The following is a 15,997-nucleotide window of genomic DNA, read 5'->3' as shown; positions in this document are numbered from 1 at the left end:
ATCCACCACCGGAGCAGGGGTGGTGGTCGGAGCTTCAGTCGAAGTCGGCGCTTCGGTCGAGGTCGGGGCCTCAGTCGAGGTCGGAGCTTCGGTAGACGTCGGGGCCTCGGTCGTCGTCGGAGCTTCCGTCGACGTCGGAGCCTCGGTCGAGGTCGGAGCTTCGGTCGACGTCGGAGCCTCAGTCGAAGTCGGGGCCTCAGTCGAGGTCGGAGCTTCGGTCGTGGTCGGAGCTTCGGTCGACGTCGGCGCTTCGGTCGACGTCGGAGCTTCAGTCGAGGTCGGGGCTTCGGTCGAGGTCGGAGCTTCCGTCGACGTCGGCGCTTCGGTCGACGTCGGAGCTTCAGTCGAGGTCGGGGCTTCGGTCGAGGTCGGGGCCTCGGTCGAGGTCGGAGCTTCGGTCGTGGTCGGAGCCTCAGTCGACGTCGGAGCCTCGGTCGTCGTCGGCGCTTCAGTAGAAGTCGGGACTTCGGTCGTGGTCGGAGCCTCAGTCGATGTCGGGGCCTCGGTAGACGTCGGCGCTTCGGTCGTGGTCGGAGCTTCGGTCGACGTCGGAGCCTCAGTCGAGGTCGGAGCTTCGGTCGATGTCGGGGCCTCGGTAGACGTCGGAGCCTCGGTCGTCGTCGGGACTTCGGTCGTGGTCGGAGCCTCAGTCGAGGTCGGAGCTTCGGTCGACGTCGGAGCCTCAGTCGAAGTCGGAGCCTCAGTCGAGGTCGGGGCCTCGGTAGACGTCGGGGCTTCAGTCGTGGTCGGAGCCTCAGTCGACGTCGGGGCCTCGGTCGACGTCGGCGCTTCAGTCGAAGTCGGAGCTTCGGTCGACGTCGGCGCTTCAGTCGAAGTCGGAGCTTCGGTCGTCGTCGGAGCTTCCGTCGAGGTCGGGGCTTCGGTAGACGTCGGAGCCTCAGTCGAGGTCGGCGCTTCCGTCGACGTCGGGGCCTCAGTAGACGTCGGGGCTTCGGTCGTCGTCGGAGCTTCAGTCGAAGTCGGGGCCTCGGTCGAAGTCGGGGCTTCGGTAGACGTCGGAGCCTCAGTCGAGGTCGGGGCTTCGGTCGAGGTCGGGGCCTCGGTCGACGTCGGAGCTTCCGTCGAAGTCGGAGCCTCAGTCGTCGTCGGCGCTTCAGTCGAAGTCGGGGCCTCGGTCGTGGTGGGAGCCTCAGTCGAGGTCGGGGCCTCGGTCGTGGTCGGCGCTTCAGTCGAAGTCGGAGCCTCGGTCGAGGTCGGAGCCTCAGTCGACGTCGGAGCCTCGGTCGACGTCGGAGCCTCAGTCGAAGTCGGGGCCTCAGTCGACGTCGGCGCTTCCGTCGACGTCGGGGCTTCGGTCGACGTCGGGGCCTCAGTCGAGGTCGGAGCCTCAGTCGAGGTCGGAGCCTCAGTCGTGGTCGGGGCTTCAGTCGAAGTCGGAGCTTCGGTAGACGTCGGGGCCTCAGTCGACGTCGGCGCTTCCGTCGAAGTCGGGGCCTCAGTAGACGTCGGGGCTTCGGTCGTCGTCGGAGCTTCAGTCGACGTCGGCGCTTCCGTAGACGTCGGAGCCTCAGTCGAGGTCGGAGCCTCAGTCGTGGTCGGGGCTTCAGTCGAAGTCGGAGCTTCGGTAGACGTCGGGGCCTCAGTCGACGTCGGAGCCTCAGTCGAGGTCGGAGCCTCAGTCGAGGTCGGAGCCTCAGTCGTGGTCGGGGCTTCCGTCGACGTCGGGGCCTCGGTCGTGGTCGGAGCCTCAGTCGAGGTTGGGGCCTCAGTCGACGTCGGAGCCTCCGTCGAAGTCGGAGCCTCCGTCGAAGTCGGAGCCTCAGTCGAAGTCGGAGCCTCAGTCGACGTCGGGGCCTCGGTCGTCGTCGGCGCTTCAGTCGACGTCGGGGCTTCGGTCGTCGTCGGAGCTTCAGTCGACGTCGGAGCCTCAGTCGAGGTTGGGGCCTCAGTCGACGTCGGAGCTTCGGTCGTCGTCGGGGCCTCGGTCGAGGTCGGCGCTTCCGTCGAAGTCGGCGCTTCCGTCGAGGTCGGGGCCTCAGTCGACGTAGGGGCCTCGGTCGTGGTCGGGGCTTCAGTCGAAGTTGGAGCTTCGGTCGACGTCGGAGCCTCGGTCGTGGTCGGAGCCTCAGTCGAGGTTGGGGCCTCAGTCGAGGTTGGGGCCTCAGTCGACGTCGGAGCTTCGGTCGTCGTCGGAGCCTCCGTCGAAGTCGGAGCCTCAGTCGAAGTCGGAGCCTCAGTCGACGTCGGAGCTTCGGTCGTCGTCGGAGCCTCCGTCGACGTCGGAGCCTCCGTCGAAGTCGGAGCTTCGGTCGTCGTCGGAGCCTCAGTCGAGGTCGGGGCTTCGGTCAACGTCGGAGCCTCAGTCGAGGTCGGAGCCTCGGTCGAAGTCGGGGCCTCGGTCGAGGTCGGGGCTTCAGTCGAAGTCGGAGCTTCGGTCGACGTCGGGGCCTCAGTCGAGGCTGGGGCCTCGGTCGAAGTCGGGGCCTCGGTCGACGTCGGAGCTTCAGTAGAAGTCGGGACTTCGGTCGTGGTCGGGGCCTCAGTCGAAGTCGGGGCCTCGGTCGAGGTCGGAGCCTCGGTCGTCGTCGGAGCTTCCGTCGACGTCGGCGCTTCCGTCGAAGTCGGGGCCTCAGTAGACGTCGGGGCCTCAGTCGAGGTTGGGGCCTCGGTCGTCGTCGGAGCTTCGGTCGACGTCGGAGCTTCCGTCGTCGTCGGAGCCTCAGTCGACGTCACCGCGTCCGCTGCAAGGACCGTCGCGGCGGCTGTTTCTACCGTCGTTGCATCGCTGGCGGCCAGTTCAACCACCGGGGCCTCGGTCACCGGGTCTTCCGTACTGGCCAATTGCGCGGGGGTTTCTGCGGCCGCAGCCGTACCAGCAGCGTCGGGCTCGACAACCGACGTCTCTCCGACGGCGGCGGAAGCCCCGGTGCTGGCATCACTGACCGCCGACCCAGACTGGCTGACCGTTACATCCTGTACATCAACGCTGACGCCACCCTGCTGCAAGGTGCCACTGTCCAGCGCGGCCTGTTCCCGTTCGTCGCGGCTGGCCCCCCCCATGTGGACGTTTTCCAGCCCGTTTTCCTCGGCGGTTCCGGGGGTGCCCCCCAAACCGGCCTGTTGGGCCTCGTCATCATCTTCCTGCTGGCGCCCCAGCACGGTCATGTCGTCGAAGAGCGTTGCCTCGTCCGCATTGCTCCCCTGCACGCCAGCAGCCGTGGCCGAGCCGCTTTGGGCTGGGGTTTCAGGGGAAGCGGTGTTCGGATCATCGGCCATGACGTGCTTGTCCTTCGACGGAATACAACAGGGTCAGATTACGCGCCTTGTGGCGGAAGACACACATATCCAGGGGATACAGCATGGTTCCAAAGAACCACGCCGCCATTACGTTTACCGCTCGCGGAACCCGCTTTCCAGGGCCCGGACAATCGGCTTGAACATATAGGCCATCAGGGACTTTTCGCCGGTCAGAATCTCGGCATCGACCCCCATGCCAACACGAATGGGGTAGCGCCCCGGCGTGTTGCCGACATAGGGCGTCTTCAGGCCAACCCAGCCCTTGAAATAGGGCTCTCCCTTATCATCAACCACACTGGTGGCTGAAATCCGGTGCAGTTCACCCTTTGCCGTGCCATAGCGGGCAAAGTCATAGGCCGAAACCCGGACTTCGACCGGCTGCCCGACCTGAACGTAACCGATATCACGGGTCGAAATGCGGATTTCACATTCCAGTTCGGCATCCGTCGGAACCACCTGCATCAGGATAGCCCCGGGCTGAACCACCTGGTTGACGGTTGCCACTTTCAGATCCTGCACGTAGCCAGCCACCGGCGCCCGGATGTCCAGCCGGTCCACTTTTGACTGCAAACGACCGCGTGCTTCCTGGACTTCGGCCAGCTCGGCACTGGCGGTCCCCATTTCGGCCAGAGCATCCCGACGCAACTGGTTGGTACTGTCTTCCCGACGCGACAGAACTTCGGCACGCTCCTGCCCGACCACATCCAGTTCCTGCGACAGTCGGGCCACTTCGCCATCGGCGGCAATCTTGGCCTTTTGCGCATCGAGCAACACCACCCGGGTGATCAGCTTTTTGGCGGCAAGGCTTTCCCGTAAAACCAGAAAATCCGTGCTCAGCTTTTGCTGTTCCTGCGCCACCGACAACTGCTTTTCCAACTGGGCGATCCGCTGCTGTTTCTGGTCAATTTGCCGATCCAGAACGGTCAGGGTCGATTGCATCGAGGCAATCTGGTTGGTGTAAATCTGTTGCTGATCGGCGATCAGCTCGGGCGATGCCAGCGAGACTTTCTGGAAATTCGGGGCTCGCCCTTCGGCAAAGGCGCTCAGGCGCTCGATCCGCAACTGCAAGGATGCCTGACGGCTGTCCATTTGCCGCAAATCGGCCCGCGCCTGTGCCCCGTCCATCTGGACCAGTACCTGCCCTTGCTGCACCAACTGTCCTTCATCGACCTGAATCGCCGCCAACTGCCCGCCGTCCAGATGCTGCACGACCTTGATCTGCCCGCTGGGAATGACTTCCCCCGGGGCATGGGCCACTTCGGTCAGGTGGGTCAACGATGCCCACAACAGAAAGGCCACCACCAGCGCCGCCACCACCAGCAAGGCAGGGCGCACAAAAGATGGCACCAGTTCCTCGTCAACCTGCACCGCTTCGGACAACAAACGACGCTCGCGCCGCCCCAGCACCAGTTTGCGGGCCGCCGGATCGGTTGTTTTGCCCTGCCCGGCCTGTCTGTCCCTGCCGGAAGAGGAGTTCGGATCGTGCATCACCCTAGCCCTGCCATGATTTTATCGCGGATTTCATCGAATGGCCCGATGGCCCGAATATTTCCGGCTTCCAGATAGATGACCGCATCGGCCAGCCGCATGTGGCTGGGCCGGTGCGAAACGATGAACACCGACGAGCGCCCACGCAACCAGTTGATACACCGAACCAAAGCCTTTTCACCCTCATCATCCAGACCGTTGCCCGGTTCATCCAGCAACACCACCGGAGCCTTTTTCAGCAGCGTCCGGGCCAGCGACAGGCGTTGCCGGAAACCATGCGGCAACTGTTCCGATTTGCTTTCCGAAATGCGGGTTTCAAATCCTTCCTGCATCGCCTCGATATCGGCCAGCAGACCGGCCATTTCCGACGCCCAGCGCAGTTCGTCCATGGTTGCGGTTGGCTGGCTCAGGCGCAGGTTTTGCGCCACCGTGCCATAGAACAGCTCGCAGGTTTGCGGCATATAGCTGACCTGCGACCGCAAATCGGCGGTGCTGAGCTGGCGAATGTCCACCGCATCGAGCTTGATCACCCCCGCTTGCGGAGAAAAGGCCCGCACGATCAGCTTCAGCAGGGTTGACTTGCCTGACCCGTTCGGACCGGCCACCGCCACCACCTTGCCTGCCGGAACGGTAAACGACACCCCCAACAAAGCGGGGTCGGCGTCATTGCTGTAGCGAAAGGAAACACGGGCAAAGGATACCGCTCCGCGCGTTTCCGGGCGGGTGCTTTGACGGGTGCCGGTGCCGCGTTCAACCGGCATGCGCATCAGACGTTCGACCTGGCGGAAACTGGTCACCACCCGCACCACCGTCGAGCTGGCCATGAAGATATTCTGCATCGGCCCGGTCAGCCGCCAGACAATCATCATCGTTGCCACCACCGCACCGGTAGTGATCCAGCCTTCGATGGCCCCGATCACCGATACGGTCAGCGCGGCGATCCCGGTCAGGTTGGCCAGCAACTGCGCCCCGCTGGCCACCAGATCACCGGTCTGTTGCGCCTGAAAGGCGGCCAGAACCGTCTTGCCGGTAATATCACGATACCGCCGTTGCCACACACCGGTCGCTCCGACGCTGCGCAGGGTGCGCATGTTGACCAGCGTTTCGGTCAGCATTTCCCACCGTCGCCCGGACAGGGTCGAGGAGCGGTTGACCGCCTCTTCCTGCCGCTGACGGGTCAAAAAGCCCAGCAGCACAAAGGACAGCCCGCCCAACAGCATCACCAGCACCGCCCACGGGTTGATGATGCTCATCGCCACGAACAGGATCACGGTGGCGGGCAGATCGAACACCAGCAGCGCCAGCGGACCGAGAAAAAAGTCCCGCAGCGACTCAAAGCCCTTGATGCGGCTGATCTGTTCCCCGATCGAGGCGTTGTCGGTGGCCGATGACGGCAAATCGAGAATGCGCTGAAAGATCGAATTGCCCAGAATGTACTCGGCCCGCCCGGCGATGAAGGCCAGCAGGCGGCTTTTCAGGCTGCGCACGCTGAAATCCAGCCCGACAGCCAGCAACACGCCGACCATCAGCACCACCCCCATCATCACGTCACCGGTTGGCAATACCCGGTCATAGACCGACATCACGAACAGGGACGGCGCCAGACCAAGCAACGTACTGAGCATGGTCAGCGCAAAGACAATCCCGATATGGCGATGAAACCGGGCAATCAGCTGGCGGGTCCAGTGGCGGCGTCCATCGGCCAGCAGCTCCTCGTCTTCTTCGCGGAACAAATAGGCTATCCCGCTCAGGGCACAGGCCGGATCATCGCTGCTGATGGTCCGCACCGACAAGGTATCGCTGTCAAAAACGGTCAGACGCCCGGACAGGTCATCGTGCGACAGCACCACCTTTGCCCCCTGCGTGTGAGGAACGAACAGGCAGGGCGTCAGGCGGCCATCCAGCCGCCCCAGCGTGGCCGGGAAACTTTCACTGGTGTAGCCCAGATTGGACAGCACACCGCGCAGGCCGGACAGGTCGAGGTGGCGCATCAGGTGTGGCAGGGATTCCGCCAGATCGCGCGCGCGACCTTTCCATTGCAAGGCCGACAACAACGGCGGCAGGCACAGCGCCAGATCGGACACTTCGTCAAAGTGATGAATGCTGTCGACCGGCTTCCACTCGTCATCCTGCGGCCGCTCCGGGATTGCGACCTGCTCGATGGCACTTTGTAGCCCGCTGTCAAAGCTCTGGCGACCTTCGACCAGCTGACCGTCTTTCAGGGTAAAAACCCGATCGGCCAGCGACAACAACGACGGGCGCGGCGTGACGAGGATCAGGATACGTTTGCCCTTTTGCTCCTCCAGATACTCCTTCAGCCGCTTGTCGCTCATCAGGTCGAGGGCGATGTTGGCTTCGTCGAACAGCACCACACTCGGATCACGGGCCAGCGCCCGGATAATGCTCAGACGCTGACGAACGCCAGCGGGCAGCGTCTCGGCCACCCCATCCCCCACCGGGGTGTCATAGCCCAGCCGCAACCCGGCAACCACCTGATCCAGCCCCAGATGCCGGGCCAGCCCCAGCGCCCGCTCGGTACAACTGGCGTCCCCCATGGTCATGTTGTCGAGGATCGACCCGGCCACCACACTGCCCTTTTGCGGCAGCAAGGCAATTTCCTGATGCAGGCTGGTGGCACGGAACGAGGTCAGCGGACGGCCATCGACCAGAATTTCACCGCCATCGGGGGGAAACGCGCCGGAAATCAGCGACAGCAGGCTGCTTTTCCCGCTGCCGCTATCGCCACAGATGCCAATGCATTCACCGGCCCGCACCGACAGCGACAGGTCGCGAAACAGCGGGTTGCCCTTGCCGACCGGATCAAAAGTGACCGAGCGCAGTTCCAGCGACTGCCGCACCGGTGGAACCGGCGGAAAATCATCATCCTTCACATAGGGCAGACGCATCACTTCCCGCAGGCGGCCATAGGCCGACACGAAAGCCTGATAGCGCAGCCACACCGCCAGACTGCGCCGCAACGGCTGGAGTGAGCGCACCGACAGCATCACGCAGGCAGCCATGCCACCGGGGGTCATGTCGCCATGAATGACCACCACCGCACCGGCACCAACCACGCCGACCATCATCACCTGGGTAAAGACGGTGCCCATCGCCGCCGCCATCGCGCCGCCGTGGGCCAGCACCGCCCCGCGTTCGGCGTTGGCTTCCTGCAAACGCTCGTAACGGCGGTGCATCAGCGCTTCCATCGACAGCATCTTGACGCTGTGGATGCCGCGCAACGTTTCGGACAAAAAGCTGTAGCGGCGCTCGTCCTGCACATTGCGTTCCTGCACCTGTGACCGCATCCAGGCACCGGCCTTTACCACGATCGCCATGAACAGCAGCAACAACAACGCCGGCACCAAAGCCAGCCAACCCCCTATAAGAGCAATTATGGACAAATACACCACAACAAACGGCAGGTCGAAAATAACCAGAATTGCCTGACCAGAATAAAAATCGCTGACATGGCTACTGGCAGAGACTCGTTCCGCGTGGTTCCCGGCTTCGTCTTTCAGGTAGACTCGCAACGGAGTCCGCGCCAGTCGGTCCATCGCCTCCAGACTTGCCCGTTGTTCAAAGCGCGCCCCCAACCAACCTGTGATTGCCCCACGCAGATATTTCAGCGTTTCTTCCAGCAGCATCGCCACCAGCACCCCGCCAATCAGCAGGCTGAGCGTGGTCAGCGACTGATTGGCAATAATGCGATCATAAATCTGCAAAAGCGCCAGCGGCAAAGCCAGCCCCAGAATGTTCAGCAGAACGCTGGCGGTGCCCAGATAAGGCAGCGCCCTTCGCAGGTCATTCGAGCGAAGGACAGAGAGAAAGGCTTCTTTTTCAAGGCCCTTACTGCCTTGCGAGGCGTGGGCCGCTGGTTTGGGCGACGGGGGCTGAGCGGTCACCGGGTCCCTCATTTTTCACATGATCCGGCAGGATCTGGTGCTGTGGTTTTTCCTACCTTACCGAGGCAATCTTACTGGGCGATGAACAGTGTTCAAGTTTGCCTCCCCCATCATAAATGCAAGATCACTGTTATGGATCAGACTGTTGTCCTAGCCTGTTTTAACCACACTTTAGCAAAGGTCAGCCTAAAGTCTGATATTATCGGCAAAACAGGAAAAAGCCTTCCTGACAGCCCACCGCATTCTGTTACAGTGGGGCCGCCGGTTGGCTTGTTAGCGTAAAGGCTGAAAAATGGCCACACTGACCTATCCCCGTCCCGCGTCACTGGGGCATGCCCCCCAAAGTGCTGCCGCACTGGCGGGAAAGCGCGCCCCGTCCATCATTGCCCGCTGCCTGCAGGCAGTCGGTCTGAAGACAACGCCTCCTCCCCATACTCCGCCGCCAATGGCGGCGTCTGTGGCGCCGGAAGACCTGCGCCAACATTTGTTGCAGGCTGTTTCCGACGTCGAACGACACATCAAAGACCCATCTTTCCGTGACTGACAGGGGTTGTCTGTTCTGTGACCGTACCAGCACCTCCGCACGAGACCACACCTTCGGCTGATGCCCTGACCGCGCGCCAGCAGCAGATTTTGCTGCTGTTGCAAAAGGGTAAAGGCAACAAGGAAATTGCCTCGGAACTGGGGATTCACGTTGGTACCGTCAAACAGCACGTCGTTGCCCTGTTCAAAAAGCTGAACGTGCGCAACAGGACGATGGCCGTTGCCCTCAGCAGCAGCCTTGCCGACCCGGCGGCCTCATTGCCCGTCACCGGGCCCGCGGACCTGTCCGCCCACACGACAGCTGCGGTTCAGGCCACCATGCCCGCCGCCAGCAGCCTGCTGGAAAAGCGCCCGTGCGTGATTCTCAGCCTGTCCATCGGGCCACGGGATGAACAGGCCCCCCTGCCCGACGGCCTGAGCATCGACGCCCGCCAACAGGGTGCCCGCCGCCTGCATGCCACCCTCGCCGCTCAGGCCTATGATCACGACGCCATTCTGCTGGCCCGTCGGGGCAGCGCCGCAGAGATCATTTTTGGTGTCCAGCGCACCGGAGAACACGATCTGCTGCATGCCTTGCGCTCGGCGCAGGCGGTGGTCAGCGACCTGGCTCAGACTGTTCCGGCTGCCGCAGCCTTTCTGCATGCCGGGCTGACCGCCGGACTGGCTGTTGCCAGCATGCGCCCGCAGGGTGGCTGGACTGGCGAAGCCATCGCCAGCGCAGGTTTTTCCACCGCCCGCACTCTCAGCGATCAGGCTCCGGCCGGACATTTGCAGTTTGACGAGAGCGCCCGCACCCTGATGCAGAGCGTTGGCATCGGCCTGTCCGGTGGCCTGCTGCCGGTACAGAACATCCTGCCTCTGGACGAGCTGCACCACCTGCATGCCCATGATCGCCAGCCGGACGGCCCCCTGCGGGGCCGGTCGCTTGAGCTGAGCACCCTTTACACCCTGCTCGAACGCGCCCAACGGTTCGGTGGGGCACTGGCGCTGGTCTCCGGCGAGGCCGGAATGGGCAAAAGCCACCTGTGCCGCGCGTTCAGCGAGCGGTGCCGCAAGGATGGTTTACAGGTCATTCGCTGGCGTTGCCAACCGGCAGATACGTCCCATGACAGCCCCCCGTCAGCGTTGTTGCTGTGTGACGACGACCCCCGACCGCATCGGCTGGATGACCTGCTGGCCGCCCTGAAAGCACCGGATACTCCGGCAGTGGTGATCCCGGCAGTGGTGATCATTGATGATCTGCACTGGCTGCCGCCATCCCTGCAAACCCGGCTGTTCGAGGCTGTTACCCTCCGTCTTGCCGCCCCCGCTGCCCCCGGCCTGCTGATCATCCTCGCCCAGCGACGGCTGCGCCCGGCCCAGCGCGCGCAGTTGCCCGCCGACGGCCCGATGGTGGCAACCATCTCCCTGCATCGCCTGCCGCAGGACACCATCGCCCATCTGACCGCCGACCGCCTGCACAGCCTGCCAGCCAGCAGCCCGGCCTGCCAGCAGATCGCCCGGCAGGCCCATGGCGTGCCGTTGTTTGCCGTCGAACTGGCCCGCCAGAGCGGGCACCTGCCCCCGGCATCGGGCAGTGTGCGTTCCCTGCCCCTGTCGCTGCTGTCGCTGGTCAGTGCCCGCCTTGACCACCTCGGCCTGAACCGTCGGCTGCTGTGGGCCGTTGCCCATCACCGGAGCGCGCTGACCGCCAAAAATTTGACCGCCATCCTGCATCTGTCTTTGCCCGAAACGGAAAGCGCGATAGAACGGGCCATCCTTTCCGGTGTGCTGGCCGCTGGACCTGATGGTACTCTGGCCTTCAACCACCCCCTGTTGCGGGCCGTTATTGAGTATCTTGCCCTCGACAAACCCCTGTCGTGACCCTCAGCCGTGGATTCCCCCCCCCCGTGAGCCGTTTCCGTCGATTTTTCCCGTCATTGTCGGTGGCCCTGACCCTGGGCTCGGCACTCAGCGGCTGCATGGTCATCCGGGACTCCTATGACGTCCCGCCGGTTGACCTGCCCGAACAGTTTCAGGGAAGCCCGGCCCTGAAGGGCACGCTGGGTGATCTGAGCGATCAGGGTGATCAGGCGACCCCGGCCTCATCGGCAGCTCCGGCGGCCTATAGCGTGCCGCTGGGAACAGCCCTGCCGACATGGTGGCACCTGCTGGGCAGCGAGGAACTGAACCGGCTGGTTGACCGTGCCCTGACCCGCAACCCCGACCTGCGGATGGCCTCGCTGCGCGTATCGCAGGCCGAAGCCCGCTATGAACAGGCCTTTGCCACCCGCCTGCCCACCCTGTCCACGACCGTCTCCGGCCGCGCCGACGCCCCAAAAGACGGGACCGGCAGCGTATCGCCGGGAGCAGACATCACCTCCGAACGTGCGTTCTCGGCCGGGTTGCAGGCCAGCTATCGGGTCGATCTGTGGGGCGAGCGCAAGGCCACTGCCGAGGCCGCCCGTTTCCGCGTCTGGCAGGCAGTCCTTGCTCGTGATGATACGCAAAAGACCACCGTTTCCGATCTGGTCGGCAGCTATGTCGATTACCTGTCGTTTCAGGACCGGCTGCGGGTAGCGCGCGAAACCAAGGACATCCTGAGCGAAATGCTGAAGGCGGTCGAAGAGCGGATGGAGCGCGGCGATGCCACCATCCTCGACATCAGCCAGCAACGTGCCGCAGTGCGCTCGGTCGAAGCCACCATTCCGTCGCTGGAATTTCAGGCGGCGCAGGCCGCTCACCGGATTGCCCAGCTGTGCGGCACCACGCCGTCGCAGCTTCAGCTTGGCTCGGCCGGGCTGGACAGCCTGAAACTGCCGATGGTCCTGCCCGGTGTGCCCTCGGCCCTGCTGCTGCGCCGTTCGGATGTTCGTGCCGCCGAAGCCAACCTGCTGGCCGCCGATGCCGACATTGACGTTGCCCGCGCCCGTGTCCTGCCAACGCTGGACCTGTCGGCAGAAATCGGTCAGGCCAGCACCCACATGATTTCGTGGCTGCAACCGGAAAACCGCATGTGGAATCTGGTGTCGTCGCTCAGCGCCACCATTTTTGACCACGGCGCGCGCGAACAGGCGGTCGAGCAGACCCGCGCCCGCCACGAAGAACTGACCGAAGGCTACATCAGCGTCATCTATACCGCCGTGCGGGAAAGCGAAGACGCCCTGTCCCGCCTGTCGTTCGGAACCCGGCGCCAGACCTTGCAACAGGCGGCCGTCGATGCCTCACAGGATGCTGTCGATCAAAGCCGGGACTCCTACCGCTATGGGGCGACAGACTACCTGACCCTGCTGGACACCGAACGCACCCTGCACAACAACCGCGACCAGTTGTATCAGGTGATCCGTGACCGCTATCGCGGGGCGGTCGATGTGTTCTCCTCGCTCGGCGGCGGCGTCGAGCTGAGCGACCGCCTGCCCGGAGACGGCAAACGCCCCGACGACCTGCTGAGTGGCAAGGATGCCGGAACCATCGCCTTGCCAGAGGCCCCCGCCGAGCAGCCCCGCCCGACCGCCGATCTGGCCGACCACCAGCCGGCGGCCCTTGGCACCAGCGGACAGGCCACGCCTGCACCGGTCGATGGAGGCTGGCGGGTGGTCCTGCCTGCGGTCTACAGCCGCAGTGCGCTCGATGTGGCATGGCGAGACCTGCAAGCCCAGTTTGGCGACCGGCTGAATGGCCTGCGCCTGTATGCGCTGGCCTTGCAGGATACCGACACACCACAAGGCGACGGCAGCGCCGATCTGGCCCGCCGCTGGTTCCGCCTGAGCCTCGGCCCCTTTGCCGACAAGTCCACCGCCCAGACGATGTGCAGCTCCCTTAGCCGCGATGGTCTGCGGTGCAGCGTCAGCGACGTGCAATGAGGATCGTCAGCGCCCTGCTGGTGCGCCTGTTTCTCGCGCTGTGGATTCTGGCCGGGGTTGGCGCGCCTGCTCTGGCACGGGACGGTGCCGAGGCAGGCACCCTGCGCCCGTTGCCCTGGCATCTGGTCGATTACCGCCATGCCTTGCCGGGAGACTCGCGCACCGGTCTGGCCTTTGAAACGCTGGCGGTGACCGTTGAGCTGCAAGGACAGGCCCGCAAGGGCGACTTTTTCTATCTGGCCGCCTTGTGGGGCAAAATCGACGGCAACGGTTTTTACTTTGGCCTGCAAACCGACCTGCACGACGGTGGCCAGCGCCCGACCGGTGGCAAGCAGTCTGGCCGCTTTCAGGGACCGGGGCTGATTTTCAGCCGCTGGGGCAACAGCGACCCGTTCAACGCCCGCCCCCCTGCCGATGGCTGGGTGGTGGTCCCCGGCCCGAACACCCCCTATGAAGGCCAGACCCTCAGCCTGCGCCGTCCCTTTGACTGGCAGGCCGGACGATACCGGTTCGAACTGCACAGCAGCCCGGCAGAGCCGCCGTTGCGGGGGGTATGGCTGAGCCTGCGTGTCCGCCCGGTGTCGGCCCCAGACTCGTGGACTCCTGACTCGTGGACCGATGGCGGCAGTCTGTATTTCCCCACTGTCGTCCCGCGTCCACACCTTGACCTGCATCCGGTGACATTTGCCGAAATCTATGGCCGGGCCTCCAGCACCATCAGTCTGGAATCCCTTGCCAGCACCCTGCCCCGCCGCGCCCTGACCCTGTTCCCGCTGGAACTCGATGGCAAGGCCTATCCGCCGGACGGCAAGGTCTCGACGCCCACCGGCGTTCCCGGCTATGTCAACAGCACCCCCCTTGCCGCAGACAGGACCGTGCGCCTCGACCTGTTGCCCTGATCCGGCCCAGATCCGACCCTGATCCGGCCCTGGCCGGAACCAGCCGCATAAAAGCAATTTCTTCCCGCGTGCATGGCTGTCTTGCGATGCTGCATTGACGTTCATCAATGCCAACACCCCAACGGCTCCTATACCGTCCTCACATCGTGGAGGCATTCCAGAGTTCGCCATTACTGGACTGTTTTCACGTTTTCGGGTATGGCATCCGCAGCCCTCAACGCTCAGGGCCACGAGCGCCATCTCGCTTTGGCAACCCCGCACCGGCTTTGACAAAGCGACACGCCCATAAAAATCAGCGGCTTGAACCCGCACGATCACGGCGAATATTGGCATGGCGGTATTGGAACGGGTCGCCACCAGCGGCAACAAGGGACCGGGAAAACCCGGAGGCGGAGAGATGACAGAAAACGCAGCCACCCTTTCACCCCAAGGCAAAAAGCCCAAGGGCGAGACAGACTCTAACGGCAGCGGCCTTTATGCCGCCTACCACAAGGTCCATCCGAAAAAAGTCAGCGGCCTGTTCCGCACCCTGAAAAACTGGGCAGCGATCATCCTGCTGGGCATTTACGTGATTGGCCCGTGGCTGCGCTGGGATCGCGGGCCGGGCACCCCGAACCAGGCCATCCTGCTGGATATGGAAGCCAACCGTGGCTACATCTTTGGCATCGAAATCTGGCCGCAGGAAATCTATTACCTGACCGGTGTCCTGATTCTCGGGGCTATCGGGCTGTTCTTTGCCACCGCCCTGCTGGGCCGCGTGTGGTGCGGGTTCACCTGTATCCAGACCGTGTTCACCGACGTTTTCGTGATGGTGGAACGGCTGCTGGAAGGCGATCGCAACCAGCGCATCAAGCTCGACCGTGGCCCGATGACTGCTGGCAAGTTCGTTCGCAAGACGATCAAGGTCGCCATCTGGACGGTTATTTCCCTGATCACCGGCTGGACGTGGGTGATTTATTTCAGCGATGCCCCGACAGCCACCATGGACCTGCTCCGGGGAGACTCGACCTGGGGCATGATGGGCTTTGCCCTGCTGGTCGCAGGCTTTACCCTGGTGCTGGCGGGCTGGGCCCGCGAGCAGGTGTGCATTTACATGTGCCCGTGGCCGCGCTTCCAGGCGTCGATGTATGACGAAGACAGCTTGGTCGTCACCTACGAAGCCTGGCGTGGCGAGCCGCGTGGCTATGCCAAAAAGGACACCGCCTTTACCGATCGCGGCCATTGCGTGGACTGCACCCTGTGCGTTCAGGCCTGCCCGACCGGCATCGACATCCGCGATGGCAGCCAGTTGGCCTGCATCGGCTGTGGTCTGTGCATCGACGCCTGCAACACGGTGATGGACCGCTTTGGGCTGCCGCGCAATCTGATTGCCTATGACAGCAACAACAACATGATTGCCCGCACCAAGGGCGAACCGACCAAATACCGCTTCGTCCGTCCGCGCACCATCATCTATGCCGTGCTGCTGACGGTGGTGGTGGCGGTGATGGCGGTTGGCCTCGGCACCCGCTCGCGGCTGGAAGTCAACATCCTGCACGAACGCAGCCCGCTGTTTGTTGCCCTGTCCGATGGCTCGATCCGCAACGGCTATACCTTCAAGATCCTCAACATGGCCGCCAGCGAAGAAAACTATGTCGTGTCGGTCGAGGGTATTCCGGGCGCCACCCTGCGCGTGATTGGCTATGCCGAAACCGACGTGCCGTCGGTCGATCTGCCGGTGAAAAAGGACACGGTCGGAACCTTCCGCATCTATGTCACCGCTCCGACCGCCTCGCTGAAGAGCAACAGCACTGACATGTCGTTCAAGCTGGTCAACAAGGCCACGCAGGAAGTCCGCCTGCAGGGCACCCTGTTTGCCGGACCAGCCAAGTAAGGTTCTTTGGCTCCCGACTGAACCAGCAGACAAACCGCCACCTGACCCAATCAGGTGGCGGTTTTGTTTTGCGCAACACCTGAACCCGTGCCGATGGAACGATATACCATGGTCGGTTGGGTGCCAGAGCAGTATGCGAAAGCGGGAGCCGGTTTTCGCAAAAACAAAGCGGCAAAACAAAACCTTAGCATT

The 15,997-nt window shown here is 63.6% G+C and carries 8 protein-coding genes; 6 read left to right on the top strand and 2 right to left on the bottom strand.

Annotated features, from left to right (window positions below; genetic code table 11):
• The first annotated feature begins 22 nt into the window (after window positions 1–22).
• On the top strand, window positions 23–3,406 hold the full coding sequence (locus BW995_RS20615) for a UDP-3-O-(3-hydroxymyristoyl)glucosamine N-acyltransferase (protein WP_076401532.1): 3,384 nt from the start codon (window positions 23–25) through the stop codon (window positions 3,404–3,406).
• Here the strand turns inward: BW995_RS20615 and BW995_RS16680 are convergent.
• Complete coding sequence (locus BW995_RS16680) at window positions 3,352–4,746, bottom strand: HlyD family type I secretion periplasmic adaptor subunit (RefSeq protein ID WP_084194936.1); 1,395 nt, start codon at window positions 4,744–4,746, stop codon at window positions 3,352–3,354. The genes BW995_RS20615 and BW995_RS16680 overlap by 55 nt on opposite strands.
• Window positions 4,746–8,648, bottom strand: coding sequence for an ATP-binding cassette domain-containing protein (locus tag BW995_RS20320; RefSeq protein WP_175617107.1), 3,903 nt, complete (start codon window positions 8,646–8,648; stop codon window positions 4,746–4,748). The genes BW995_RS16680 and BW995_RS20320 overlap by 1 nt, the downstream gene beginning before the upstream one ends.
• A gap of 292 nt (window positions 8,649–8,940) precedes the next feature.
• Here BW995_RS20320 and BW995_RS20610 point away from each other — a divergent pair, with 292 nt between their 5' ends.
• From BW995_RS20610 to ccoG, 5 genes are all read left to right on the top strand, one after another.
• Window positions 8,941–9,192 carry a hypothetical protein gene (locus BW995_RS20610; protein ID WP_139332973.1) on the top strand — a complete coding sequence of 84 codons (252 nt, stop codon included), beginning with the start codon at window positions 8,941–8,943 and terminating at the stop codon, window positions 9,190–9,192.
• A 17-nt stretch (window positions 9,193–9,209) separates the two neighbouring features.
• Window positions 9,210–11,054 carry a helix-turn-helix domain-containing protein gene (locus BW995_RS20995; RefSeq protein WP_076401531.1) on the top strand — a complete coding sequence of 615 codons (1,845 nt, stop codon included), beginning with the start codon at window positions 9,210–9,212 and terminating at the stop codon, window positions 11,052–11,054.
• Between the two features lie 26 nt (window positions 11,055–11,080).
• A complete protein-coding gene (locus tag BW995_RS16655) occupies window positions 11,081–13,033 on the top strand; it encodes an efflux transporter outer membrane subunit (RefSeq protein ID WP_076401530.1) in 1,953 nt (650 codons plus the stop codon).
• Window positions 13,030–13,932 (top strand): hypothetical protein, encoded by a 903-nt coding sequence (locus tag BW995_RS16650; protein WP_076401529.1) that lies wholly within the window; start codon window positions 13,030–13,032, stop codon window positions 13,930–13,932. The genes BW995_RS16655 and BW995_RS16650 overlap by 4 nt, the downstream gene beginning before the upstream one ends.
• Window positions 13,933–14,329: 397 nt before the next feature.
• A complete protein-coding gene (gene ccoG / locus BW995_RS16645) occupies window positions 14,330–15,805 on the top strand; it encodes a cytochrome c oxidase accessory protein CcoG (RefSeq protein ID WP_139332972.1) in 1,476 nt (491 codons plus the stop codon).
• The last annotated feature ends 192 nt before the right edge of the window (window positions 15,806–15,997 follow it).

This window comes from Insolitispirillum peregrinum, from assembly GCF_900156605.1.
In the GTDB taxonomy this organism is placed as follows: Bacteria; Pseudomonadota; Alphaproteobacteria; order Rhodospirillales; family Rhodospirillaceae; genus Insolitispirillum; species Insolitispirillum peregrinum.
Note: the sequence above shows the minus strand (reverse complement) of the source record. Positions and strands in the feature narration are given on the sequence as shown.